The sequence below is a fragment of the Myxococcales bacterium genome (genome assembly GCA_023898405.1).
Lineage (GTDB): Bacteria > Myxococcota > UBA727 > UBA727 > JABDBI01.
This window is the reverse complement of sequence record CP060221.1, coordinates 2,475,518-2,500,469: the sequence shown is the minus strand read 5'-3', so window position 1 is coordinate 2,500,469 and position 24,952 is coordinate 2,475,518. Positions and strand designations below refer to the sequence as shown.

Below are 24,952 nucleotides of genomic sequence, written 5' to 3'. Positions count from 1 at the left end.
TCTTCTTATTCTTTATCAAATTCAAAATTTTGAGCAGCTTAGGCTAAATATTAAATATGCTCTAGCAGCAAGAACCCTCTAGAGCCAAACATCTAAAATAACTTTGCCCCACTTATCAGACCTCCCTAAATCAGAAAGCCAAAAGATCTGCTCTACTGTCTTAAGCATGTCGTAGTGATCATAATGATGTATAGAAAGAGCTTCTGGCTTAACTCCGCTCATAGTATCCATAAATGCCAAATTTTCTTTTTGCTCATTTACAATGCTTGGCCGTTTTTCATTTGAACTACCTGGTCCAATCATTATGAAACAAGGGAAGAAGTTTAACCGAGGCTAAGCTTACCTTTTTCCTCCAGTAATTTCCGAACCACTATTTTTAGCCCATTCCAAAACCAATACTTCTGATAATGGATATTATTAGAAACAACTATAAAATAGTATTAATACTAAATCGTAGTACTAATACTATTATACGAACTTATAATGGAACCACTGAAGAGATGAGGGTTTCTAAAAAAGGATAAAGCTGATGATGGCTGGCGAGTGGGTAATGTTGCAAAAAATCCTGATTTTGTGAATGGGCTCCATTTTTACTAATATTGAGGGATGAGAAAACACACTTCATCAGATTTTAAATGGCGCCATTATCAAGGCGAGGCAATCCTTCTTTGCGTACGTTGGTATCTTTGTTACAGGGTCAGTTATCGTGACCTAGAAGAGAAGATGAAAGAGCGTGGTCTAAATGCCGATCATACAACAATCTACCGATGTGTTCAGCACTATGCTCCCAAGATATAAAAGCGCGCCAGCTACTTTTTGAAATCACCAAATGATTCTTGGAAGCTTGATGAAACCTACGTCAAAGTAAAGGGAAAGTGGCTCTATCTCTATAGGGCTATCGATTCACGGGGACAGACTATTGATTTTTATCTTAGCAAAACCCGAAATCAAAAAGCTGCCAAGCTATTTTTAGGCAAGTTATCAATGCTACGCAGGAGCGCTGAGCCACGGACTTTAACTGTTGATCGCCACCCATCATATCCGGCTGCCTTATCTCAACTTCAAAGTGAAGGTAAGTATCTCAATGTGGAACTTAGGCAAAGCAAATATTTAAATAATATTATAGAGCAGGATCACAGGAGGATAAAATGGAAAACACGGCATAGCATGGGCTATTTCTCTTACAAGACAGCCTTCAACACAATTCGTGGAATTGAAACAATGCATATGCTATTCAATGGTCAGCTCTACCACTTAATGGATACAAGTTCACTATCAATTAAAAAGTTCATCAACAGACAATTTGGACTGAGTGACCCAATTCTTGAAATGTAAGTTAACCTATTGGAGGGGCATCTTTGTACTCTGTCATTGTTTGCAACACTACCCTATTTTGGATATGGCTTGACTGCGCCTATCGCAGAAAGTAAGCGCCGAGCTGTTAACCAATGAAGTTGATATAGCGAGCCAGTCGGTGGAGCAACTTGGTTGGTTTAAGCGTCTACTTAGATGGATTTGCTTGGGAGATTTTTGGTGGCAAATAAATTTATCGGCATAGCCCTGTTTGTATTTTTTACTTGTAATCTGGTGTCAGCGCAAGACGGGGGTGATAACTCCACCAACGACAATGAGACCAAAAGAAAGGTTCCAGATGGCTACGATGAATGCCATTGTACTCTTAAGCAATTACAAGACCTTTTTCATTTACCCTTGAAAGATGCGGCAAGAGTACTAGATGTTTGCGAGACAGCCTTAAAGAAAGAGGCTCGCAAACACGAAATTAATAAATGGCCATACCGAAAAATACGAAGCGTAGACATACAGATCGTCTACTATTTTTCCAAGTTTAAGGAAATCACATCATCTTACGAGAAATTAAAACATTTGACCTATATTACCAAACTTCAAATAATAAAAACTGTCATTAAGGAGAATCCAAATGTGGTATATCAAAATATCATGCCCAAGAGTGAACTCCAATCCTTCTCAAAAAAAATGAGTAACAATCTAGCAAGTTTTAAAGAGTTCGCCTCAAACCTCGAGCATAATAATACAGTAGAAATTGATTTAACCGATCTAGACCCTGGTTATGTTCGCAGACACCTTGATCAATTCAAACTCGAAATTACAGAGTGGATGAATAAAAACAACATTACAATTGCCCAAAACACTCAACGTGGCATCATCATTCAGGAATCACATAACAACATTTCGGATTCTCAAAACGCCCCAAGCGGTATACTCATTGAGGAATCAAATAGTGAAGTACAAGCCGGCAACGAAATCTTGTGCGACAAAGCAGAAGAAGATGAGTCTGTGTGTGCAAATTTGCTTGTAGATTTGTCTTCAATCATCGAAGGCAATACGAGTCAAGCTGATATAGATGACAAGGACAACAAAATGGAAAAAGACCCAAATTTCAAGATGGACCTTAGCTATATCCTCAACTTTGCCACCTAGACTAAAATTTCCAAATGAGTGAGCAGCAGGATTTTGGCTTGGATTTTTCTTGCGTGAGCCAGATGAGCGATGAAGAAAATCTTAGCCGTAGTGCAGTATAGAATAGGCTTTAGTGAGCGATAGCCTTATTCAAATGCCGCCAATCAAGATAGTTTTTGGCTTTGCACCTGGTTTTTGAGCAGGCCCAAGAACTCATAAAAGAAATTATGAAAACTCTTAAGATTAGTGAGGCTGTTTTGGCTCCAAATTCCTGGGTTTCGTTAGATGGGTGTTTTCAAAAAAAGCGGTTTATGCTTCTTATAATCATATGAGGGTGAATTTTTGGATATTGTTACTTATGATGGTCAGAAAATGTATAGGATTGAAGCTCAGCTAAAATGGGAAAAAATTGAAGAGCAACTGGTTAATAATCATTTGGGAGCGCTTAAGCTACATTTGCCAGTAAGGGGGCAAACTTTTGCATATGAACCTTATGTACCCAAAAGTAAATCTCCTCATATGTATGGTAATGACAATGGTAACCCTGCCGATATAAAAGCAAGCGACTATGAATTGCGACGAGCCATAAATGCTACTCAGCATTTAGCTGGGTCTGGTGAACGTTGCTGCAAAGTATGCATATCTTTTCAAAGCAGTCTTAGTTCTCATCACTGGTTAACCAATGAGCACGCTTTCACATTAATAAAATATATTAATAGTGGCAACTATCGTGCTCCTCTTAAACCTCATATTAATGATAATTAAATATAAATATGAAAATTAAAATTATTTTATTTTTCTTTGTGGCTCTATTCTGCAGCTGTAAAACTCATGTACGAGATGGTGAAATGATTGTTCAACGAGAGCTCCCTTTAGGCTTTCATATTTTGCCTAAGTTAACAGATCATTGGGAGGAACGCTCGCTTTGGGCTTTTGGAGAGGCCTTTGGGGATAAAGACGTGATAGCTTTGGGTGAGGCTCATCATACCTCAGGCGGCTTTTATCAGGCCAAGAGTGCTTTAATAAAATATTTAATATTAAAAAAGAACTTTAGAGCTGTTGCTTTCGAATCTAATTGGATTAGTGCACAATCCATTAATGACTATATTTTAGGAAAAACTAACGATGCAAAAACTGCGCTTTTGACTGGCGGTTACCGCGTTTGGTTTGACGAGAGCATTTTACAGCTAATAATTTGGATTCGTAATTACAATGATAGTCATCCTAATGAAAAAGTTGTTTTCTTCGGCTTTGATATGCAAGATCCTGCAAGCGCTGAAAGCTACCTAAATACTAACAGTAACTTACTCAAAAAAGCTGCTGAAATAACTGTTTCTTCTTACCAGAAAAGAAAAAAATGCTGGGAAACTCAAATTACAGCAGATAATTCTGAACCAGAAATATGTATGACTATTCGCGATGAAGCTATGGCTGATATTTTCATGTTTTTAAAAACTATTTATGCGCCCAATAAAAAAACTATTATTTGGGCGGCCAATGGTCATATTCAAAAGCATGGAGATATCTTTAAACCAATGGGTTATTTTTTGTCTAAAAAATTGGGTTTAAGCTATGCTTCAGTATTATTAGTTGCCTCACGTTACGACACTTACCAAAACTGGGTCAATCCCGTTGCGGCTCAATTAGAAGCCCCTAAAGAATCGTTAGAAGAATGGGCTGAAACTTTTGGCTATGATTCTTTATTTATCGATATGAAAAAACTAAATCCCGCATTGTTTGGCATGAGTGAAGAACAATTTGTTGCTCATGGACCATTAAACTATGTTGATGGAGCTATTTATCTTAAAACATCCGAAGCTATGACTCTAGTTGATTAATATTTTAGCTTCTAAATAAGTTCACATTGATGATTTCCGATTTATGTCATTCTTATTCAAACTTCTATAAAACTTACACACTACTTTAAAATTGAACACTCTTCTAAAACGGGATGATTATTCGTCTTCTGACAAACAATCTCACCAATGATATTATCGGTAGTTATGCTGACCAAGCTTATAATCGGGCATTTAGCACCAATGCTACGCCGGCCTTTAAAGTTGAGAGAAATTTGTTTTGTTATTGTAAAATTACTTCAATTATTAGCAGGCCATCAGTTTATATCCAAGTTCTTGGGCTCGCCTCTCCAAGGATAGCAATTGTTTCGCTTTATACGCCTGTTCGTAGGCGAGTTGGCCAGCTTCGTTAAAACTCTTGCGCTCCCTCAGCATCGTATACAGGATCTTGGCAAGCTTGTGGGCAGTTGCTGTAATTGCTTTTGGAGCACCAAGTCTTGCCCGCATTCGACGGAAATAGGCGCCAAGGGCCGTTTTAGAGCGGTAGAGAGAATTGGCTGCCAGGCGCAGGGCTTGTGATGCTCGATTGGCAGTTGGCTTGCTCCTACTGCTCAAAACCTTTCCACCGGAGATTTTATTGCCAGGGCAAAGGCCAAGCCAGGAAGCAAAGTGTTTCGAGCTTGGCCATTTTGACATATCGGTACCGGTTTCAGCCAGGATTTTTATAATGCTATTGGCTTCCAAACCAGGAATATCTGTGAGATTGACGTGAAGAATCTTTTCCAAAGTGATATCCGCTTCAAAGTGATAGGGGCTGGGATTGGATTTTGTTTTCCTCCGCGCTGTTCGCCGGTTTGTTGGAGATTCCTCCATCGAACTTGGAATCTCAGCTAGGGCTTCTTTTGCTCGTTCAGAAACTTGCCATTTCTTCAGCATTTGCTCTACAGCATCTTCACATTCTAAAGCCTGCTGGTGGAAAAAATCATAAGCCTCAAGTGCGTGTTTCAAGGCTAGTAGATGCTCTTGCCGATAGTTGCCATCGAGAGCTTTGGCTATTTCCTTTTCTTCTTTTTTGCATCGGCAATCTCGATATTTGGCCAAGGCTACTGGATTTCGCTCGCCAGAGACTATCGCCCGAATGATGCTCATCCCTGTAACACCGGTAATGTCTGTTACCACGTGGTTGAGTTGAAGATTCATTTGCACCAGAGCTTTATGCATCAATTGTACTTGCTGCGATGCCAACTCAAATAAACGGCTTCTCTGTCTTACATACCCACGGAATATCACCCCTTCGTCATCAGGGCGAAACGAACCTCGCAGTAACCCATAGGCGTGTAACTGTTGAATCCATTGGCAATCCTTCACGTCTGTTTTTCTACCTGGCACCGTTTTGAGGTAGTATGCATTTACTAGCATGACGTCTATGCCAGCTTGGGCCAAAATATCATAAACCGGGATCCAGTACACACCTGTGGACTCCATCGCTACGCTCTGGATACCATTTTGTTGGATCCACCTCAGCATATTTTTGAGATCTTCTGTGAAAGTCAGATATTCGCGTATCTCTTGGTGACCGTCGGCAAAACCAATACAAATAAATACAGACCTAGAGCCAATGTCTATGCCAGCAACACATGGATTCATGGGTGTTAGCCTAAAAGCAGATGAGGGTTGAGATTTTGGATATTTCTTGTTACTTCTCTTTGTCATGAAAAAAACCTCTTGCATGATCGGTTGTTGTTAAGTCGTTCATACAAGGGGTTATTACTTTTATGCAGGCCCCTCCGGGCTATGCTAGGTCAACACTTATTTTTAGACATTGCCAAGGATGCAGGCCTGGTGGGGAGCTTATAAGTAGTATAAACCGCTTTTTTTGAAAACACCCATCTAACGAAACCAGTAATTTGGAGCCAAAACGGCATTACTAATCTTAAGAGTTTTCATAATTTCTTTTATGAGTTCTTGGGCCTGCTCAAAAACCAGGTGCAAAGCCAAAAACTATCTTGATTGGCGGCATTTGAATAAAGCTATCGCCCAGAAAGCCCTTATTACTGCACTACGGTTTAACGTCGTAAGCTTTTAGCGCCTTGTGAATCGTAGATGTTGAAAGTTTCAAACTATTTTGTCTTATTAATTCAGATTGAATTCTTCTCGCCCCGAGGTTTCTTTCTAATCGAAGATTTAATATCTGCCCGTTTACTTTTAATGTTCGTTTTGTTTTGGGAGAACTATTGGGTTTGCGAGACAAATCCTTTAGAGGCTGTAAAAAAAATCAATTTGGCAATTTTAGTTCAATATCGCTGTGACAAAAGTATGACGTAAAAACCTTTTTGAAAGGAAATATCATGTCGTGCTTAGAGGCTGTAAAAAAAGTCTTTTAGGATAAATAGGTTCCAAAAATAACGTCGAGAATTGAAAGTATGACATGAGATTTTTTCGAGAGGAAATACCATGTCACGCTTGTATGAAACCTGCCTATCAGATGCAGCCTGGGAAGTAATAGAGCCTATTTCTCCTGCAGATTTAAAAAATGGCAGACTTCGATTCTATAGCGTGCGAGGCATAGTTGATGCCATTTTGTATATTTTGAAAAATGGTTGCAAGTAGCGCTGTTTGCCCAATGATTTCCCACCACGAGGTATCGTTTACCACTACTTTCGCACCTGGTCTATTTCTGGTTTGTGGCAGGCGTTAAATGCTGCTCTTGTAGCAATGGTGAGGAGCTATGCAGGTCGAGAACCAACTCCATCCCTTTCTTCCGTTGACTCTCAATCCCAGACGGCTGAGCCTGGGGTATATGACCGAGGTTTGGATGGAGGAAAGAAGATAAATGGAAGAAAGCGACATATTGCAGTTGACACCATGGGCCTGATGCTGCTGTGTATTTGCACTGCAGCAAATATGGCTGATAAGGTTGCCGGTGAGAGATTAGTCGTTGAGCTCAACAAGCGTGAAAACTTTCCCAGGATGGCGAAAATACTTGGTGATAATGCCTATCTAAATGTAGGTTCAAGCTTGAATGTAGGAGTAAGCACCGAAGCGGCAGAACGCCTGAAAGGACAAAAGGGATTTGTACCACAGATATTTCGTTGGGCAGTTGAAAGAACTTTTGCCTGGTTGAATAGAAACAGGCGCCTGGTTCGTAACTATGAGAAGAGTACAAGCTACCAGGAATCAATGAACTACATCGCTCATGCAAGGTTGTGCATAAAGCGATTGGAAAAGTGGCTTACCACCTAAATTTTGATTTATTTTACAGCTTCTAAGCTGTCAGAGACCCTCCTATAGGGCCTATCAACGGAATGAAAAAAAGTAGCGCTTTGGTTAAAAGAAACGTATCCAGAAATAAAAAAAAGCTGAAAAAGAAAAAGGTGAATTTTTTTTTGGCGATGAAACAAAAATGAAATCAAATCACTCATTCGAAAAAAGTTTCAGTTTTCCTGGACAAACACCAGTAGTAGAAAAGTCAGGAAGTCGGTTTAGCTTAAACGTCATATCAATACTGTCAGGTAAAGGTGTCATGCGATTTATGACTTTTAAAGAAAACTTTACTCAAAACACCTTCATTTCTTTTTTAGGTCGAATGCTGAGGAAAGCAAGAAAGAAAATATTTTTAATAGTGGACAATCATCGCTCACATCATGCAAAAAAAGTACAAAAATGGCTGCAGAAGCACAAAGATCGAATTGAAGTGTACTTTTTGCCGGCTTACTGCCCCGAAATGAACCCCACGGAGTTGTTAAATCAAGACCTCAAATCAAATGCATTTCGAGGAAAATTGTTTAAAAACCAGAAAGAAGTAGATATAGTCACACGTGTTTACCTGAGCGATATCCAATTTAATGAAAGTAAAGTAAAAAATTTTTTTAAACCAGATTCAGTTTCGTATGCCAGCCATCATGATTCAACCACTTATATGGATTGGTAATAGCCACCATTATGGGATTAGCTTCGCGAGTAAAATCAGAACCCAAGTCGTTTTAATAGCATATTAGCTCAGAAATCATGATTTTTGGCGAATTTCCACTAAGGACCGGTTCCTATACCCAAAGTTACGTAAGCTTTTTCAGCAGCCAACTGTTGTTTTGGCCTCAACCGTTAGCTATGGATAGATGCGTATTTTGGAAAAAGGGCTAGGCATTTTTCAAAAAAAGGCCTTTATTTTACTTGTACTAGTGATATAAAAACAATACTAATTAAGTCTGAGAAAAGAATGAAAAAGTGCATTTATTTATTATTTATGTTTTCCGTTTCAATTATCGCCATGCAAGAATCAAATAAAGAATCGTTAGTCCGCATGAATGCGGGTTTCAATCGTGAAGATATTGTGATGCTTCTTAACGAGGGCATTGCTAAAAAATTCAATCCTGAATTTGTGGAACCTAGTAAGTTATTCTGGCATAGTTTTACAGCTCTGTTTGGGGCAAAAAATGACTTGACCGCGCTGAAGTCTGCCGGCTCAAATAAGGAGACGCATCCACTAAGCTACCTACACTCTAAAAGCCCCCCGAGCCTTGCTCAGATTTTTGCTATGGAAAAACTGGTAAATGGCAAACTCCATGGGCGGAGCAGTATATTTTCTGATATAGCGGAAAGCATTAATAAAACGGACATTTTCTCCACCGGACTGGGTCGTGAAGGCAGCGGGGTTGATGAAGAATTCATGACCCACTTTATGAAAGAAATCTCCAACAGATCCACATCTGAACTATCAACGCTCATGGTAGAAATTGTCGCAGCAAAAATAGAAAAATTGGACGCGATAGTAGCGCAACAACGACAGCAGCGACTAAGCCAAATCACGTGGAATATACCAACCTTAGAGCTCCTTCCAGTGGAATGGATTTTCTCTAATGTGGAGGCGGTAAAATCACTTTACATGAAAATCCAGAAAGCTATGTGGCGCGATGGCTCTATGATAAATTCTTGTGGCTACATCGCCGCTCTTATGGCCCACGGTGTTATGGAACAGAATTTTGAACAGGTCATTAATGACTTTGATTTTAAGGAGTATCCGTACTTTTTTGGCGATCCGACAGTCTGTAATGTGATTGCGCCTCACGCATCGAAGGTGTTCAAGAGATATTTTGGTACGTATCTTCAGCTTGGCTCTTTGGCGCCCGACCTTTCTAGCTTTTCACGAAGCCACATGCGCAAAAAGGATAACTTCGATGCGGTTTTACATGATATCAATACATCACTCGATAACCTCAAGCCAATAATAATTTCTGTCTCAGGAAGTAAGTTTAGCATTGGGCATTGGGTGACTGTTGTAGGCAGAACAGACATTAAAGATTGCTACCTAATTTTAGATGGAACAGAGGGCGCCCTCTACCTGTGGACTCCTCTGGAGTTAGAGCATCATATGAACACGACTATTCATCAGGGAAAAATGTTTAGGCATATTGTTGATATTCAAGTTGCCGCAACGATTGCCCTATCTCCATTAGTTGGAGCCTGTACAATTTATGATTGGTTCAAAGGAACTCAATTTGGTAAAGAGTGCGAACAAGCGGTAAGCGAGATACTTAACACTGACGTCGAGAAATATTCATATTCCACCTACAATTTTCTTGTATTTGAAGAAGACGGTGTGTAAGAGGGTATCCGAAAAGGGTTACCCAAAAATTTTGAGGTCGAACTACTGTTCAAAAGAGAACGAAATTCATACCGTCGTTGTTGAAAATTAATCTATGCAATCAAAAATGCAACGACGTAAATTATGAAAAATCGATACAAGACTGATTTGAGTGATGAGCAGTGGCGACTTATTGAGCCGCTAATTCCACCAGCAAAGCCCGGCGGAAGACCACGTAAGACTGATATGCGCGATGTAGTCAATGGCTGCCGCTACATGCTTAGAACTGGATGTCAGTGGGAGCTTCTTCCGCTAGACTTTCCACCCAAATCAACGGTGTATGAGTATTTTTCGACTTGGTCGAAGGACGGTACCTTTGAGCGCATTTTGCATGTCCTGCGCGATATGGTGAGGGTTGACGCTAGAAGAAGCACAGAGCCAAGCGCTGCAATCGTCGACAGTCAAAGCGTTAAAACTGCGGTCCCTGCAATAGAAAAAGGATACGACGGTGCCAAGAAGATCAAAGGTCGTAAGCGTCATCTAGCAACAGATATTTTGGGCCTTGTCCTTGCGGTTGTTGTTCACTCTGCGGCGATTTCAGAGCGGGCTGGAGCGAAACTGCTTCTGCGACGATTGAAGCCATTATTTTCCAGCATAAAGATCTTTTTTGGCGATGGCGGGTATAGTGGCGAGCCGCTTAAACAGTGGGTATCAGATCTTTTCAATGCTTTGTTGAAAATAGTAAAAAGACCTCGAAAAAAATTTCAGATCGTCAAATTTCGTTGGGTCGTTGAGAGAACTTTCGGTTGGCTCAACAGCCAAAGGCGACTGAGCAAAGACTACGAGTATCTACCTCGCAACTCTGAGGCGTGGATCAAATTTGCGGCCATAAACACCATGACAAGGAGGTTACGACCAGGATAGAGCTTTTCTTCTTCGATAGACGTGTTCGCGATCATCTTTCATGGCATAGATTTGATTAGCCTTGCGATGCTATGCTCTCGAACAGATATTTATGGGTCCTGGGCAGAAAACTATAGAAAGCCACCTGCTTTTTTTAAATTTATTTCTCTACGATCATGCCCGAAGGCTAAAACTTTTCGGATGCCCTCTTAAAGATTGACATTTTTTAAAAACTGTGTCAATTTTTATTAATGATCCACGATAAGCTACCGCCAGTTCTAATAAAAAAAGGGATATTTACCTATACGCAAGCTGTAAAATGTGGGCTATCTCAGTATCATATTGAGCAATTAGTAAAACAGGGGCTCTTAGAGCACATCGATAGAGGGCTATATCAAATACCCACTGATTCTTTTGATAATGAAGATATTTATCGCCAAACAACGGTGATTGCTGGGTTTCCTTGCGCAATCTGCTTGTGGTCCGCTTTGGTATTTTATGATTTAACGGACGAAATAGACAAAGAAACCTGGGTTTGGGTTCCATTATCAAAGCGAGTAAAAAATAAATCTATCCATGCGGTCCGAAGAGCGAACCCAAAGTGGCGCACCGGAATAGATAAACATGAGGGCTATTGGATAACATCTATTGAGCGCACCATCGTCGAAGCTATAGCTTATCCTCGCTATATTGGAACACTTGCTGCACACAGTGCTGTTAAACGAGCTATTAATAAAAAACATACTGATATTTCAAAAATAATAGCGATGGCCAAGCAGCTAAATTTATTTCGCCGTATTAAAACCGTATTGGAGACTTATATTGACTACTAATAAACAATCAAAAAAGATCGTATCAGCACTAAAAGGGCTGGCAAGCTCAGGAAAAACTGAGTTTTCACTTAATCAACTCAGGGTTATAATCGCTTTAGAGCGCCTTGTAGCAAGATTAGAAAGCAATCCCATTTTGTCGAAACATTTAGTTTTTAAAGGTGGCTTTGCCTTGCTAAAGCACTTAAATTCGGCTCGCTTTACTCATGACCTGGATGCATCATATTTCCTTTTTCCGCTTGATAGGTTGATACCACTAATAAAGGATTCGATTAGTGCAAATCTTGAAGATGGCTTGTGGTATGGCGATGTAAGGCATGAAAGTATTCTGATTGAAAATGATTATGATGGCATACGTTTTAATTGTGCTTTTCAAATAGGTGAATCGCCTAATAGCGAAGCAAAGATTAAAAAACTATCAAGGATTCACTTCGATATCGGGCTATCGGATGAAAAATTTCCACAACTTGAAAAAATGGATATGCCTTCATTTATAGAGGATAATCGCTCAGTATCTTGGTATGTCTATCCGCTTGAGCAAATATTTGCAGAAAAACTTGAGACTTTCGTCAAGCGTGGTGCCAAGAACTCGCGAGCAAAAGACCTATATGACATGGTATCTATTTACCCACATTGTTCAAACGCCGTTAATCTAACCAAAACAATTCAGCAAGTTTTTAGGGATAGAAATACGGACTTGCCAAAGTCTGTCAAAGTATTCGGTGAAAATCTTGATCTAGAAATTTTGCGTGCCTCTTGGAGATCAGTGATTATACCCGAACCAAAACCATCGTTTGATGACACTTGGCACAAGCTCCTCAACATTTTATCCGCACTTGAAGAACAATTTTAGCCTTGGCTACTTGGTTAGCTTATTAGATCGTGTCTGCACCCACTCAAGGTGATCCATATAATCCAACGCCTCATGGGCATAGTCCACATCATCTACTGACCAACGCTCTTCAATTTCTATGGGCGATACATGAAAATAACTCGACATGGCAATGCGATAAACAGCCCACGGGATGTTCGGTGGGTTTATACCGCATTGGCCTGAGCTGGATCTTTTAGGGTAGCGCCTTTTAGAAGATCGCCCGCGGCGTAAAAAAACCACCGTAATTGACCTCCAAGGCAAATTTAAGCCACTTAAACAGCAAAGCATAATCTCCAGCCAAATCCGCTTCGGGCTCAAGCTTGGGCCATTTATCTGAGCCAGGCTCTCGTTCGATCACGGTGCGGTGAGCGAGCTTTTCGATGACCATTTTTAAATCATTGGCCGTGAGCCTCTCAGCCAATCGTGCCAACGAAAAAGAATCCTTACCTTCATTCTTCTCAAAGGCGGATCCTGCTAAGGCTAAAAGCCTGGTCAATAATTCGATGCCATCAGCATAGCCTAACTGCGTTACTCTAAAGTTTTTGCCATCAATACTGGTCTCTTTGGTTTTGATCATAGTTGGTATTGCTCCTATTGAGATATGAATGCTTCAAGTTTAGCCACCCGTATCACCCACTCTTTGTCACCAATATTTTTGCCCAGCGTTGTTTTGGGCATCTTTTGGATCCAGGCTTGGGTACCCATAAACACAGTGGCACCTTGGGTGTTTCTAATAAGCAGAGGGCCCACGCCTATGCCATTGGGTGACTTGATATCGGCGTTGTACATAACTGAAAGAAGCTTATTGCTGGGTGATGTGGACATTAGTGTGAAAGTAATTGTCGCTCGCTGATCACAGCTTTTATAGCGCACCACATGGCCATCAGCGCCAATCTGGTCTTGATAACCTTCAGAATCGAACTCAATGTCGATAAAATCATCTTCAGCAAAGCCCTCGATGGGGATGCCATTGAATACCACCGAGTAATTTTCTGGATCGTATTGCTCAAACGCGTGCATTTTTTGCGCTCCTCTAAACAGTGACAACACCCTGAATTTCAATCTTGTGAATGGCACCGGCTAATCGCCCGCTAAAGCGAACTTTGGGCAACACGCGGTCCCCTCTTACTTGCTCACTTACCTCTTCTATGGTGGGCACGCTCACCATCGGCTCTGGGTCTTCGGCTAACACACCCTGATAAATTGCTTCCTTGAGCTGGGCCAAAATCTCAGAGCGCACCAAATCAATGCCTTTTAAGGTGTAGGGAATTTTTTTGTTGATCATCAGCAAACGAAACAATCGCTCTTGGATGCGTACATGCAGCCAATCTATGCCGCGGGTAATATCGATAAATCGGCCACTGAGCATTTTTCCATCAAGGGTCACGCCAACACCTTTGATGCCGATGTAACGATTGATATGTGCTTTATCGAGCTCGTCAGCAATGCTCGCGCTGAGGCTATATGGCGCTACAGGTTTAAGATCCTGATAGGCCCAAGAGGATGAGCCTGGAGCTTCTGGCAACATTTTTCCCATCCAGGCTGCACTTAAACATTCTTCTGAACTTGGATTGTGCATGCAAAAAATGCGGTCGCTCTTAAGGTTTTTGATAATATCCTTGCTGGTGGCATCAACATCAAAACCTAGAATGAGGCGACCTGATTCAAGCAAAGCACCAGCTTCTTTCAATTCCTTTGCGCTTGGTGTCTGGCTCAGTAACACACCATAGAAATCACTTTCTATATCCAATATGGATTTCAAAGCCTCACTGAGAGAAAAACCATTTTTGGCAAAAGCTATCTTTAAGAGTGGTACCGTAGGATTTTGAGAAAAAACAGCCTTAGCCATTTTATATGATGCATGAGAGCCATCAGGTAATTCGCCAGCATTACGATACATCTCCACGCTTGCCTTCTCTGCTTCCTTAAAACCTAGTATCAGCGGCACACCAAAGCCCTTTTGGGCCATGGATAAACTTTGCGTTTCAATGGAAATTTTAACGATGCTATCGATGCTCATAAGCGATTCTCTAATTCAAGCGAATCGAAATAGGCAGTGTTGATCGGTGCACTTTCCTGCATGATCAAACGAAACACCACATCAAAGGCAGCTCTATTCTCGGTAGTGTTGCAAACAATGACAGAGTACAAAGATGCCCCTCCAATAGGTTAACTTACAATTCAAGAATTGGGTCACTCAGTCCAAATTGTCTGTTGATGAACTTTTTAATTGATAGTGAACTTTTATCCATTAAGTGGTAGAGCTGACCTTTGAATAGCATATGCATTGTTTCAATTCCGCGAATTGTGTTGAAGGCTGTCTTGTAAGAGAAATAGCCCATGCTATGCCGTGTTTTCCATTTTATCCTCCTGTGATCCTGCTCTATAATATTATTTAAATATTTGCTTTGCCTAAGTTCCACATTGAGATACTTACCTTCACTTTGAAGTTGAGATAAGGCAGCCGGATATGATGGGTGGCGATCAACAGTTAAAGTCCGTGGTTCAGCGCTCCTGCGTAGCCTTGATAACTTGCCTAAAAATAGCTTGGCAGCTTTTTGATTTCGGGTTTTGCTAAGATAAAAATCAATAGTCTGTCCCCATGAATCGATAGCCCTATAGAGATAGAGCCACTTTCCCTTTACTTTGACGTAGGTTTCATCAAGCTTCCAAGAATCATTTGGTGATTTCAAAAAGTAGCTGGCGCGCTTTTGTATCTCTGGAGCATAGTGCTGAACCCATCGGTAGATTGTTGTATGATCGGCATTTAGACCACGCTCTTTCATCATCTCTTCTAGGTCACGATAACTGACCCTGTAACGAAGGTACCAACGTACGCAAAGAAGGATTGCTTCGCCTTGATAATGCCGCCATTTAAAATCTGATGAAGTGTGTTTTCTCATCCCTCAATAGTAGTAAAAATGGAGCCCATTCACAAAATCAGGATTTTTTGCAACACTACCATATGGAGTATCTTGAGTGGGTGCAAAGAATGAGGCTAGAAAAATAACACTAGCGATCAACTAAAAACAATATGAGGTCTCTTTCCCAGATACCCTGCAATATGAGCGAGAGAGGCGAAGGTTAGGTTTGCCTCTCCCTTCTTGATTTTGGCCCCTTGAGTAGGGCTAATTCCAAGGCTTCTGACTAATTCATTAAAACTCATACCATGTTCCTCCATGTGTTGCGCAATAGCTGCAGCAACGTCGTGCTGAAGAAGTTTTAGAGCTTCGTACTCTATTTTAGCCTGTTTTTCTAATTCCTTAATTTCAGTCTCATCAAGCCGTTTTTTAAGATGGTCTTTAAAATTCATTAGCTTCATTTTTTACCCTCCTCATCATCTAACCGCTTAATCAATACCCTAGCAGCCCTGATATCTTTGGTTTGTGATTTCTTATCCCCGCCATTTAACAAAATAATTAATTTTTTATCCCGAAAACAGTAGTAAAGCCTCAATCCAAATGAAGGGTCACGCAATTCAAACAGACCTTGTTTCAAGCTCTTACTGTGTGGCATTTTCAGCTCATTTCCGCATAGTTCCAACAAGAGCACCTTTTTAGCCAGAGATTTGTATTGCACTTTAGGTAGGTTATCTAACCAGTCTGATACTGGAGAAGAACCATCAATTTCGGCCCAATATTTTGTGGTCCATTTAGACAAACAAACACCATCTATGTAAGGTTACACTTTATAGTGTAATACTTTTAACGGTTAAATGCAAGCAATTTCTTCTTTTTACCCCCAGATTTTAGTAATCCCATTTTGTCTAGCTGACTTATAATAGGCGGATCGATTGGGGTTTTTAAAAAATGCAAGTGCGCAGTTTAGAGGCAGTGTTTGGTTTTAAATTTGATGCCAAAAAGCTCAAAGAAGCCATCAGGTCCATTGATAGCTTTGCTGACAATGTGAACTCCACAATAAATGGCCTAAGCAAAAAGATGCCGCTTGATGTGGCGGTGAAGTTCGATGAACGAAAAGCAAAGTTGGCCCAAAATCAGATACAGGATTTTTCATTCAAGGCCAAAAAGGCGCTCGGTGTACTAGCGGGTTATTTCGGGTAGTGTTGCAAACAATGACAGAGTACAAAGATGCCCCTCCAATAGGTTAACTTACAATTCAAGAATTGGGTCACTCAGTCCAAATTGTCTGTTGATGAACTTTTTAATTGATAGTGAACTTTTATCCATTAAGTGGTAGAGCTGACCTTTGAATAGCATATGCATTGTTTCAATTCCACGAATTGTGTTGAAGGCTGTCTTGTAAGAGAAATAGCCCATGCTATGCCGTGCTTTCCATTTTATCCTCCTGTGATCCTGCTCTATAATATTATTTAAATATTTGCTTTGCCTAAGTTCCACATTGAGATACTTACCTTCACTTTGAAGTTGAGATAAAGCAGCCGGATATGATGGGTGGCGATCAACAGTTAAAGTTCGTGGCTCAGGACTCCTGCGTAACCTTGATAACTTGCCTAAAAACAGCTTGGCAGCTTTTTGATTTCGGGTTTTGCTAAGATAAAAATCAATAGTCTGTCCCCGTGAATCGATAGCCCTATAGAGATAGAGCCACCTCCCCTTTACTTTGACGTAGGTTTCATCAAGCTTCCAAGAATCATTTGGTGATTTCAAAAAGTAGCTGGCGCGCTTTTGTATCTCTGGAGCATAGTGCTGAACCCATCGGTAGATTGTTGTATGATCGGCATTTAGACCACGCTCTTTCATCATCTCTTCTAGGTCACGATAACTGACCCTGTAACGGAGATACCAACGTACGCAAAGAAGGATTGCTTCGCCTTGATAATGGCGCCATTTAAAATCTGATAAAGTGTGTTTTCTCATCCCTCAATAGTAGTAAAAATGGAGCCCATTCACAAAATCAGGATTTTTTGCAACACTACCATAAGAATAATGATATTATTATTGCGCATGATTCGAGTGAGTTTGTATTTTCAGGAAAGAGACGAGACCTTGGAACAACCTCACTAGGTAAAAGTGCAAGCTTCTTTGGTCATTTCAGTTTAGCTATTTCTGCGTCAGATAGAGAACCATTAGGTACATTGGGGTTGCATTGTTTTAAGCGCGGTGAAAAAATCAGTCCTTATGCACTCAGAAAAAAAGGGATTCTTACACAGACTCAGTCTCGTCGCCTGCCATCGGAAAAACAAAGATGGAATGACGCAATCGATAGCATTTCTAAACTCAGCGAAAGCGCTAAAAATGCAATCCACGTATGCGATAGTGAAACAGATAGTTATGCTTTGCTTGCTGATTTATCGAACAAAGAACATCGATTTATTGTTAGGGGCTGCTATGACCGCGCCCTTGTAAACGGCAAGCATTTACGCGAGGAATTTGCAGAAGAAAGCAGATTGTTTTCTAAAGAAATACATCTTTCTAGAAGAAATAAAAAATCCGGCGGGGCTAATAATAAAAGGCTTGTTAAAAGAGATGCCCGCAATACGATAGTAGATATTAAAGCAAAACAAATTACATTAAAAAGATCAAACTGTGTAGATAAAAAATATGCATTATCTTTAGATATAAATGCTGTTCTTATTCTAGAGCGAAATCCGCCTAAAGATGAAAAGCCTATTGAATGGATTTTACTCACTCAAGAACCAATCGCTTCGCGCCAAGATATCGAAAAGATTATCGAATGCTATTGCTCACGTTGGGTCATAGAAGAATACTTTAAAGTCCTTAAAACTGGATGCTCATATGAAAAAAGACAGTTAGAAAGCTTTCACAGCCTGAAAAATTGTTTGGGAGTCTTTATACCAATAGCCCCTGGTTTCTCCTGCGGCTACGCAATAAAGCAAATGAAGCAAATAGCTCACCAGAACTTTATATACCGCCTCCATTATTAGCTATGCTGCAAAATTATACCGCGGAATCATTGCTTACTGTCGATGAAGTTTTAAGGCAAATAGCAAGGTTGGGAGGACACATTAAATATGGTAGTGTTGCAAAAAATCCTGATTTTGTGAATGGGCTCCATTTTTACTAATATTGAGGGATGAGAAAACACACTTCATCAGATTTTAAATGGCGGCATTATCAAGGCGAAGCAATCCTTCTTTGCGTACGTTGGTACCTTCGTTACAGGGTCAGTTATCGTGACCTAGAAGAGATGATGAAAGAGCGTGGTCTAAATGCCGATCATACAACAATCTACCGATGGGTTCAGCACTATGCTCCAGAGATACAAAAGCGCGCCAGCTACTTTTTGAAATCACCAAATGATTCTTGGAAGCTTGATGAAACCTACGTCAAAGTAAAGGGAAAGTGGCTCTATCTCTATAGGGCTATCGATTCACGGGGACAGACTATTGATTTTTATCTTAGCAAAACCCGAAATCAAAAAGCTGCCAAGCTATTTTTAGGCAAGTTATCAATGCTACGCAGGAGCGCTGAGCCACGGACTTTAACTGTTGATCGCCACCCATCATATCCGGCTGCCTTATCTCAACTTCAAAGTGAAGGTAAGTATCTCAATGTGGAACTTAGGCAAAGCAAATATTTAAATAATATTATAGAGCAGGATCACAGGAGGATAAAATGGAAAACACGGCATAGCATGGGCTATTTCTCTTACAAGACAGCCTTCAACACAATTCGTGGAATTGAAACAATGCATATGCTATTCAAAGGTCAGCTCTACCACTTAATGGATAAAAGTTCACTATCAATTAAAAAGTTCATCAACAGACAATTTGGACTGAGTGACCCAATTCTTGAAATGTAAGTTAACCTATTGGAGGGGCATCTTTGTACTCTGTCATTGTTTGCAACACTACCGGATTTTTTGCAACATTACCGCCAAACCCTCTTTGCTCATCACTGATATTAGCTCTCGTTCTATTTAGGCAAATAAGCCAAAAAGGTAATTTTGATTGATGTTTGAACAAATCGGAGGCCCTTTTAACAAAGCAAGGACCTCCGATAAATGTACTCAGCAAAAATTATTGCTATCAAAACTTACTTGTAAACAAGGTTCGTTTCGCTTTCCTGGTCTTTGCCTTCATCACAGCGTGTCAAAGAAAAATGTGGAGCCTTTCTAAACCTGATGCAAGCAGTATTGTATTCAGGAGAGTTGATCGGTAAGTCAACATATTTTCCGCTGCTATTTTTAGCCTTAGCATATGAGACATGCATTCTGATAATGGCTTCCTTACCATCATTGTCGAGCTGTAAAGTAGCAAATCCTAATACCTGTGAAGCTACTTCCTTCTTAAACTTAATATCATCACCCATCTTTTCAAAATATCTGCCATTTCCCCAGTGAAAGGATGAATTTTTTCCAAAAGGATCCTCATAACCTTGTCCTGTTAATAAGCTCATCCCCCAGCTAATATATCCAACATTTTCTGCTTTTCTATCCAAGGTGCCCCATCTGATTCTATCCAATTTTGAACCAGCACCGGAAAGAATAACTACCACTACATGTCCATCAGAACACTTATAAGTACTCAGTTCCATGTGGTGATCATGACCCGTTAGGTAAAAATCAACTTTGTTATTGCAAAGATCTTCGCGCAATTGTTGTATCGGCTTGCTTTCGGTTACGCTTAAAAACTCTTTTCCATGTCTGCCGTGACTAATAAAGGGAAAATGTCCAAAAGCAATTTTCCATTTTGCTTGATTGTTCATAGCCGCCCTTAATGCCTGTGACTGTAAATTGTTATTGGGATTAGGGAGCAAATTGAGCTCTTTTGCTTTTTTCTCTTTCTCGTCCAGCAACACCCATTCCTGTTGTATCATGCGTTCGAATTGTTCGTTTTCAGATTTTTGTTCTTCACTTATGGCATCTTTTTTTAATTCCTTGTCTATATCGGTGGTGTCTTGTTGGGCAAGATTAGAAAGCAACTCATCATTAAAATGTTTTGCAGGATAGCTCATGGTATCTATGGCAAATAAAGTTATCGCTTTATTATTTAAATCAAAAGAATAAAAAGGTGATGGCAAATAGAAAAAGGGAATCTGGTAAGAATTAGTACCAATTTTAAATTGGACTTCAGGGTTTATTTCTTTATTTCCATGAATATATATTTGATTTGCTATTCTTTTTCCTGCTGCAGCAAGCCAACTAGCATTGGTGGTATAGAGTCTTTGAAGCGTAGAGCCCCAACCTAAATCACCAATGTCATGATTTCCCAGGCTCATAAAAAATGGCAATTGCAAATCTTTGAGGGGAGCATAGTATTTCATAAAACGATTTTGGAAAAATTTTTCTAAATTTTCCGTCTCATTATCTGAAATACCATCTGGGTAAAAGTTATCCCCAGTTCCTACCAAAAATGAGCACTTTTCATCAGAGTTTTGCTTAGTTATGCAGTAATCTTTCATGCCATCAGCTACAATTTTTTGACCATATTTATTATTGCTAATTATTTTATCACCATTGCCAAAATCACCAACAATAACGATATTAGTGTTGGCAAATATTATACCACTAAAAAAGTAAAATAAAAATAATATTGTTATAATGTTGAAATTATTAATTTCCATGAATCACCATTTATTTATTATTAATAAAGTATTTCTATTATTGCAACAAATAAAGAGATTATCTGCAGATTAATTTGTGTTTTATATTTATATATGCGAGCTAAACTTAAGTTAAAGCTGAGCTATTTTTGATCAAGCTTTTTCCTAAGCTTAGCAAGTTCCTCTTCAAGGCTCGGATCGCTTTTATGGCTTATAAGCACCATAAAAGGTAGTGTTGCAAACAATGACAGAGTACAAAGATGCCCCTCCAATAGGTTAACTTACATTTCAAGAATTGGGTCACTCAGTCCAAATTGTCTGTTGATGAACTTTTTAATTGATAGTGAACTTTTATCCATTAAGTGGTAGAGCTGACCTTTGAATAGCATATGCATTGTTTCAATTCCACGAATTGTATTGAAGGCTGTCTTGTAAGAGAAATAGCCCATGCTATGCCGTGCTTTCCATTTTATCCTCCTGTGATCCTGCTCTATAATATTATTTAAATATTTGCTTTGCCTAAGTTCCACATTGAGATACTTACCTTCACTTTGAAGTTGAGATAAGGCAGCCGGATATGATGGGTGGCGATCAACAGTTAAAGTCCGTGGCTCAGCGCTTCTGCGTAGCATTGATAACTTGCCTAAAAATAGCTTGGCAGCTTTTTGATTTCGGGTTTTGCTAAGATAAAAATCAATAGTCTGTCCCCGTGAATCGATAGCCCTATAGAGATAGAGCCACTTTCCCTTTACTTTGACGTAGGTTTCATCAAGCTTCCAAGAATCATTTGGTGATTTCAAAAAGTAGCTGGCGCGCTTTTGTATCTCTGGAGCATAGTGCTGAACCCATCGGTAGATTGTTGTATGATCGGCATTTAGACCACGCTCTTTCATCATCTCTTCTAGGTCACGATAACTGACCCTGTAACGGAGATACCAACGTACGCAAAGAAGGATTGCTTCGCCTTGATAATGCCGCCATTTAAAATCTGATGAAGTGTGTTTTCTCATCCCTCAATATTAGTAAAAATGGAGCCCATTCACAAAGTCAGGATTTTTTGCAACACTACCGAAATAGGCGTCTGGTGCGTAACTATGAGAAGAATACAAAGCATCAGGAATCAATGAACTACATCGCTAATGCAAGATTATGTATCAGACGATTGGAAAATTGGCTTACCACCTGAGATTTGATTTTTTTTACAGCCTCTAAATAGGTTAACTGTCCCCTCTAAATTTTCAAAATTCAATGATTTCGGGCACTTACAGGGACAAAAGTTCAACGGTACGGAACGGTACGTAACGTAGTTACCGTTCCCGTAAACATCTTCGATTACGGTCACGGAAATTAATTTTCAACTCATCGAATCCAATCAAAAACATCAACCATCAAAAAAAGAAATTTTTTCCAAATATTGTACTGGGTGTTCGGTTTCTAAATTATTCTGCATCCAACTCCAATAAATTTGTGTTTCCCCACGAGGTGACTAGATTTGATGATGAATTTGATTTTAATTAATACTCACGTTTGAGTGGTGTTTTTGTTCACATAAAGATATTTAAATCCAAACCCAAAAGAATTTTTCCCCAACACTAGTGAACCCATCTAATAAAATGATCGTTTTTGCAATAAACATATCACTCTTATGTCAAACTGACCAGGTTCAAACAGATATGAGATTTTTGCGATAAATAAGAAGGGACTTAGCTTCCTCGAAGCGGAATATGGCGTCAAAATGGCTTTGTGCTTCTTTATCTGAGCTCTTACTCGAACTTTCTTAACTTTATAGTACACTTGGTGAAGCAAGTAATGTTGCTGCATGAGGGGCTCCTTTTTTGGGCTTACAATTCCAAAATTATGTCTAAAGGTTTATCATCAGATGATGCAGCTAAGATTGTTGGTGTGCCTCGATCAACGCTTTATCGCTGGCGTAAAAATAAAACCATGAGGCTTGATAGCCTCATTTCCAAAAGCAGACGTCCCAAAAACTTTCGCAAAGCCAAAAATCGAAGCAATGTGACAATACGGATCCAAGCACTGCGAGAAGAGTTTCCCAGGTGGGGAAAAAGAAAAATAACAAAACTTTTAAAAAGAGAAGGTGTGGATATTTCTGAGAGCGCGGTAGGAAGGGTTATTTCTGGGCTTTTACAACGTGGTGTTTTAGTATCAGCCAAGCTTTCAAGGCACAAAGGCATCGTAAGATTAAAGCCCAAAAGACCCTACGCTATCAGGCTTAAACGAGGACAAAAGCTCAAAGCAGATTCCCCAGGGCAAGCTATTCAAATAGATCATATGAGCGTCCCTATGGCTTATGGATGCGTTTTAAAACACTTCAATGCTATTTGCACAGTAAGTCGATGGAATACTGCCGAGGTATACACCAGAGCCACCGCTAAAACAGCCAGTGATTTTATAGATAAACTGATAAATCAATCGCCATTTCCAATACAAAAAATTCAGGTTGATGGCGGTAGCGAATTTATGGCTGAGTTTGAAGATGCCTGCAAAAAATACAAACTAGAACTGGCTGTATTGGCCCCCAAATCACCCAAACTGAACGGCCATGTAGAGCGAATTAACGGAACCTGGCGCACCGATTTCTACGAGCTCTATGATTTACCCACGCAACTTACTGAATTAAGACCGCTTTTGAACGATTATATGGATACCTATAACTGGGACAGGCCTCATGAGGCCCTGGGTTTACAGACGCCTCAGGAATTTTTAGAGTCAAAAGGATATAAATTTAGAGTCTCTTGAGTCTCATATGTCATGATCCTAGACATCTGATTGTTAAGTTTAAATAAACTTGCTAGGCTTTAAAAGTATGTATAAATATGGTAGTGTTGCAAAAAATCCTGATTTTGTGAATGGGCTCCATTTTTACTAATATTGAGGGATGAGAAAACACACTTCATCAGATTTTAAATGGCGGCATTATCAAGGCGAAGCAATCCTTCTTTGCGTACGTTGGTACCTTCGTTACAGGGTCAGTTATCGTGACCTAGAAGAGATGATGAAAGAGCGTGGTCTAAATGCCGATCATACAACAATCTACCGATGGGTTCAGCACTATGCTCCAGAGATACAAAAGCGCGCCAGCTACTTTTTGAAATCACCAAATGATTCTTGGAAGCTTGATGAAACCTACGTCAAAGTAAAGGGAAAGTGGCTCTATCTCTATAGGGCTATCGATTCACGGGGACAGACTATTGATTTTTATCTTAGCAAAACCCGAAATCAAAAAGCTGCCAAGCTATTTTTAGGCAAGTTATCAATGCTACGCAGGAGCGCTGAGCCACGGACTTTAACTGTTGATCGCCACCCATCATATCCGGCTGCCTTATCTCAACTTCAAAGTGAAGGTAAGTATCTCAATGTGGAACTTAGGCAAAGCAAATATTTAAATAATATTATAGAGCAGGATCACAGGAGGATAAAATGGAAAACACGGCATAGCATGGGCTATTTCTCTTACAAGACAGCCTTCAACACAATTCGCGGAATTGAAACAATGCATATGCTATTCAAAGGTCAGCTCTACCACTTAATGGATAAAAGTTCACTATCAATTAAAAAGTTCATCAACAGACAATTTGGACTGAGTGACCCAATTCTTGAAATGTAAGTTAACCTATTGGAGGGGCCTCTTTGTACTCTGTCATTGTTTGCAACACTACCGCTACTACAGCCCCTTTAAATAATATTATAGAGCAGGATCACAGGAGGATAAAATGGAAAACACGGCATAGCATGGGCTATTTCTCTTACAAGACAGCCTTCAACACAATTCGCGGAATTGAAACAATGCATATGCTATTCAAAGGTCAGCTCTACCACTTAATGGATAAAAGTTCACTATCAATTAAAAAGTTCATCAACAGACAATTTGGACTGAGTGACCCAATTCTTGAAATGTAAGTTAACCTATTGGAGGGGCCTCTTTGTACTCTGTCATTGTTTGCAACACTACCATTAAAAGTGCTATCACACAAAACATCAAGTTATTAATGACTTACTCTTGAATTCTAAAAATAAAGCGC

Annotated in this window: 29 protein-coding genes and 1 pseudogene; 18 read left to right on the top strand and 12 right to left on the bottom strand. The window is 39.8% G+C overall.

The window, feature by feature from the left end:
• Nucleotides 1–78: 78 nt before the first annotated feature.
• A complete protein-coding gene (locus H6731_11365) occupies nt 79–303 on the bottom strand; it encodes a hypothetical protein (GenBank protein USN50831.1) in 225 nt (74 codons plus the stop codon).
• Between the two features lie 303 nt (nt 304–606).
• Here H6731_11365 and H6731_11360 point away from each other — a divergent pair.
• The 4 genes and pseudogenes from H6731_11360 (at nt 607) to H6731_11345 (ending at nt 4,277) form a co-directional block, all read left to right on the top strand.
• Nucleotides 607–1,335 (top strand): annotated as a pseudogene (locus H6731_11360) (IS6 family transposase).
• Nucleotides 1,336–1,533: 198 nt separating this feature from the next.
• The gene (locus H6731_11355) at nt 1,534–2,460 is read left to right on the top strand and encodes an RWP-RK domain-containing protein (GenBank protein USN50830.1); all 927 of its coding nucleotides are present in this window, start codon (nt 1,534–1,536) and stop codon (nt 2,458–2,460) included.
• Nucleotides 2,461–2,781: 321 nt separating this feature from the next.
• Complete coding sequence (locus H6731_11350; GenBank protein ID USN50829.1) at nt 2,782–3,204, top strand: hypothetical protein; 423 nt, start codon at nt 2,782–2,784, stop codon at nt 3,202–3,204.
• Between the two features lie 194 nt (nt 3,205–3,398).
• Nucleotides 3,399–4,277 (top strand): erythromycin esterase family protein, encoded by an 879-nt coding sequence (locus tag H6731_11345; GenBank protein ID USN50828.1) that lies wholly within the window; start codon nt 3,399–3,401, stop codon nt 4,275–4,277.
• Between the two features lie 264 nt (nt 4,278–4,541).
• Here H6731_11345 and H6731_11340 read toward each other — a convergent pair whose 3' ends face one another.
• Nucleotides 4,542–5,948 (bottom strand): IS110 family transposase, encoded by a 1,407-nt coding sequence (locus H6731_11340; GenBank protein USN50827.1) that lies wholly within the window; start codon nt 5,946–5,948, stop codon nt 4,542–4,544.
• A 741-nt stretch (nt 5,949–6,689) separates the two neighbouring features.
• Between H6731_11340 and H6731_11335 the strand changes: the two genes are divergently transcribed.
• The 7 genes from H6731_11335 to H6731_11305 all read left to right on the top strand — a co-directional run bounded on the left by H6731_11335 (nt 6,690) and on the right by H6731_11305 (nt 12,402).
• Nucleotides 6,690–6,845: a transposase gene (locus H6731_11335; GenBank protein USN50826.1), complete on the top strand. Its 156-nt coding sequence runs from the start codon at nt 6,690–6,692 to the stop codon at nt 6,843–6,845.
• Nucleotides 6,846–6,851: 6 nt separating this feature from the next.
• A complete protein-coding gene (locus H6731_11330; protein USN50825.1) occupies nt 6,852–7,478 on the top strand; it encodes an IS5 family transposase in 627 nt (208 codons plus the stop codon).
• 160 nt (nt 7,479–7,638) lie between these two features.
• Nucleotides 7,639–8,166: an IS630 family transposase gene (locus H6731_11325; protein USN51991.1), complete on the top strand. Its 528-nt coding sequence runs from the start codon at nt 7,639–7,641 to the stop codon at nt 8,164–8,166.
• A 285-nt stretch (nt 8,167–8,451) separates the two neighbouring features.
• Complete coding sequence (locus tag H6731_11320) at nt 8,452–9,837, top strand: hypothetical protein (GenBank protein USN50824.1); 1,386 nt, start codon at nt 8,452–8,454, stop codon at nt 9,835–9,837.
• Nucleotides 9,838–9,960: 123 nt separating this feature from the next.
• Complete coding sequence (locus H6731_11315; GenBank protein ID USN50823.1) at nt 9,961–10,740, top strand: IS5 family transposase; 780 nt, start codon at nt 9,961–9,963, stop codon at nt 10,738–10,740.
• Nucleotides 10,741–10,970: 230 nt separating this feature from the next.
• A complete protein-coding gene (locus H6731_11310) occupies nt 10,971–11,552 on the top strand; it encodes a type IV toxin-antitoxin system AbiEi family antitoxin domain-containing protein (protein ID USN50822.1) in 582 nt (193 codons plus the stop codon).
• A complete protein-coding gene (locus H6731_11305; protein ID USN50821.1) occupies nt 11,542–12,402 on the top strand; it encodes a nucleotidyl transferase AbiEii/AbiGii toxin family protein in 861 nt (286 codons plus the stop codon). Before H6731_11310 ends, H6731_11305 begins: the two co-directional genes overlap by 11 nt.
• A 6-nt stretch (nt 12,403–12,408) precedes the next feature.
• On the opposite strand, the gene H6731_11300 is transcribed toward H6731_11305, so the two are convergent.
• From H6731_11300 to H6731_11270, 7 genes are all read right to left on the bottom strand, one after another.
• Nucleotides 12,409–12,549 (bottom strand): hypothetical protein, encoded by a 141-nt coding sequence (locus tag H6731_11300; protein USN50820.1) that lies wholly within the window; start codon nt 12,547–12,549, stop codon nt 12,409–12,411.
• Between the two features lie 82 nt (nt 12,550–12,631).
• Nucleotides 12,632–13,000, bottom strand: coding sequence for a hypothetical protein (locus H6731_11295; protein USN50819.1), 369 nt, complete (start codon nt 12,998–13,000; stop codon nt 12,632–12,634).
• A 14-nt stretch (nt 13,001–13,014) separates the two neighbouring features.
• Nucleotides 13,015–13,443: a DUF3277 family protein gene (locus H6731_11290; protein ID USN50818.1), complete on the bottom strand. Its 429-nt coding sequence runs from the start codon at nt 13,441–13,443 to the stop codon at nt 13,015–13,017.
• Between the two features lie 13 nt (nt 13,444–13,456).
• Nucleotides 13,457–14,443, bottom strand: a complete 987-nt coding sequence (locus H6731_11285) for a DUF3383 family protein (protein ID USN50817.1) — start codon at nt 14,441–14,443, stop codon at nt 13,457–13,459.
• 154 nt (nt 14,444–14,597) lie between these two features.
• Nucleotides 14,598–15,326 (bottom strand): IS6 family transposase, encoded by a 729-nt coding sequence (locus tag H6731_11280; GenBank protein ID USN50816.1) that lies wholly within the window; start codon nt 15,324–15,326, stop codon nt 14,598–14,600.
• A 116-nt stretch (nt 15,327–15,442) separates the two neighbouring features.
• Nucleotides 15,443–15,745 carry a helix-turn-helix transcriptional regulator gene (locus tag H6731_11275; protein USN50815.1) on the bottom strand — a complete coding sequence of 101 codons (303 nt, stop codon included), beginning with the start codon at nt 15,743–15,745 and terminating at the stop codon, nt 15,443–15,445.
• Nucleotides 15,742–16,050: a type II toxin-antitoxin system RelE/ParE family toxin gene (locus H6731_11270; GenBank protein USN51990.1), complete on the bottom strand. Its 309-nt coding sequence runs from the start codon at nt 16,048–16,050 to the stop codon at nt 15,742–15,744. The genes H6731_11275 and H6731_11270 overlap by 4 nt, the downstream gene beginning before the upstream one ends.
• 182 nt (nt 16,051–16,232) lie before the next feature.
• Here H6731_11270 and H6731_11265 point away from each other — a divergent pair, with 182 nt between their 5' ends.
• On the top strand, nt 16,233–16,484 hold the full coding sequence (locus H6731_11265) for a hypothetical protein (protein ID USN50814.1): 252 nt from the start codon (nt 16,233–16,235) through the stop codon (nt 16,482–16,484).
• A gap of 48 nt (nt 16,485–16,532) precedes the next feature.
• Here the strand turns inward: H6731_11265 and H6731_11260 are convergent, their stop codons facing one another.
• Nucleotides 16,533–17,261: an IS6 family transposase gene (locus H6731_11260; GenBank protein ID USN50813.1), complete on the bottom strand. Its 729-nt coding sequence runs from the start codon at nt 17,259–17,261 to the stop codon at nt 16,533–16,535.
• Nucleotides 17,262–17,308: 47 nt separating this feature from the next.
• Between H6731_11260 and H6731_11255 the strand changes: the two genes are divergently transcribed.
• Both H6731_11255 and H6731_11250 read left to right on the top strand, forming a co-directional pair.
• Nucleotides 17,309–18,289 carry an IS4 family transposase gene (locus H6731_11255; GenBank protein USN50812.1) on the top strand — a complete coding sequence of 327 codons (981 nt, stop codon included), beginning with the start codon at nt 17,309–17,311 and terminating at the stop codon, nt 18,287–18,289.
• Between the two features lie 149 nt (nt 18,290–18,438).
• A complete protein-coding gene (locus H6731_11250; GenBank protein ID USN50811.1) occupies nt 18,439–19,167 on the top strand; it encodes an IS6 family transposase in 729 nt (242 codons plus the stop codon).
• A 233-nt stretch (nt 19,168–19,400) separates the two neighbouring features.
• On the opposite strand, the gene H6731_11245 is transcribed toward H6731_11250, so the two are convergent.
• Nucleotides 19,401–20,930 (bottom strand): metallophosphoesterase, encoded by a 1,530-nt coding sequence (locus H6731_11245; GenBank protein ID USN50810.1) that lies wholly within the window; start codon nt 20,928–20,930, stop codon nt 19,401–19,403.
• 260 nt (nt 20,931–21,190) lie between these two features.
• The gene (locus H6731_11240) at nt 21,191–21,919 is read right to left on the bottom strand and encodes an IS6 family transposase (protein USN50809.1); all 729 of its coding nucleotides are present in this window, start codon (nt 21,917–21,919) and stop codon (nt 21,191–21,193) included.
• On the opposite strand from H6731_11240, the gene H6731_11235 reads away from it, so the two are divergent.
• The 4 genes from H6731_11235 to H6731_11220 all read left to right on the top strand — a co-directional run bounded on the left by H6731_11235 (nt 21,901) and on the right by H6731_11220 (nt 24,830).
• Nucleotides 21,901–22,095, top strand: a complete 195-nt coding sequence (locus tag H6731_11235) for a hypothetical protein (GenBank protein ID USN50808.1) — start codon at nt 21,901–21,903, stop codon at nt 22,093–22,095. The two genes, H6731_11240 and H6731_11235, sit on opposite strands and share 19 nt — an antisense overlap.
• Nucleotides 22,096–22,718: 623 nt before the next feature.
• Nucleotides 22,719–23,669: a DDE-type integrase/transposase/recombinase gene (locus H6731_11230; protein ID USN50807.1), complete on the top strand. Its 951-nt coding sequence runs from the start codon at nt 22,719–22,721 to the stop codon at nt 23,667–23,669.
• Between the two features lie 139 nt (nt 23,670–23,808).
• Nucleotides 23,809–24,537, top strand: a complete 729-nt coding sequence (locus H6731_11225; GenBank protein USN50806.1) for an IS6 family transposase — start codon at nt 23,809–23,811, stop codon at nt 24,535–24,537.
• A 23-nt stretch (nt 24,538–24,560) separates the two neighbouring features.
• Entirely contained in the window at nt 24,561–24,830 is a 270-nt protein-coding gene (locus H6731_11220; GenBank protein USN50805.1) for a DDE-type integrase/transposase/recombinase, read from the top strand.
• The last annotated feature ends 122 nt before the right edge of the window (nt 24,831–24,952 follow it).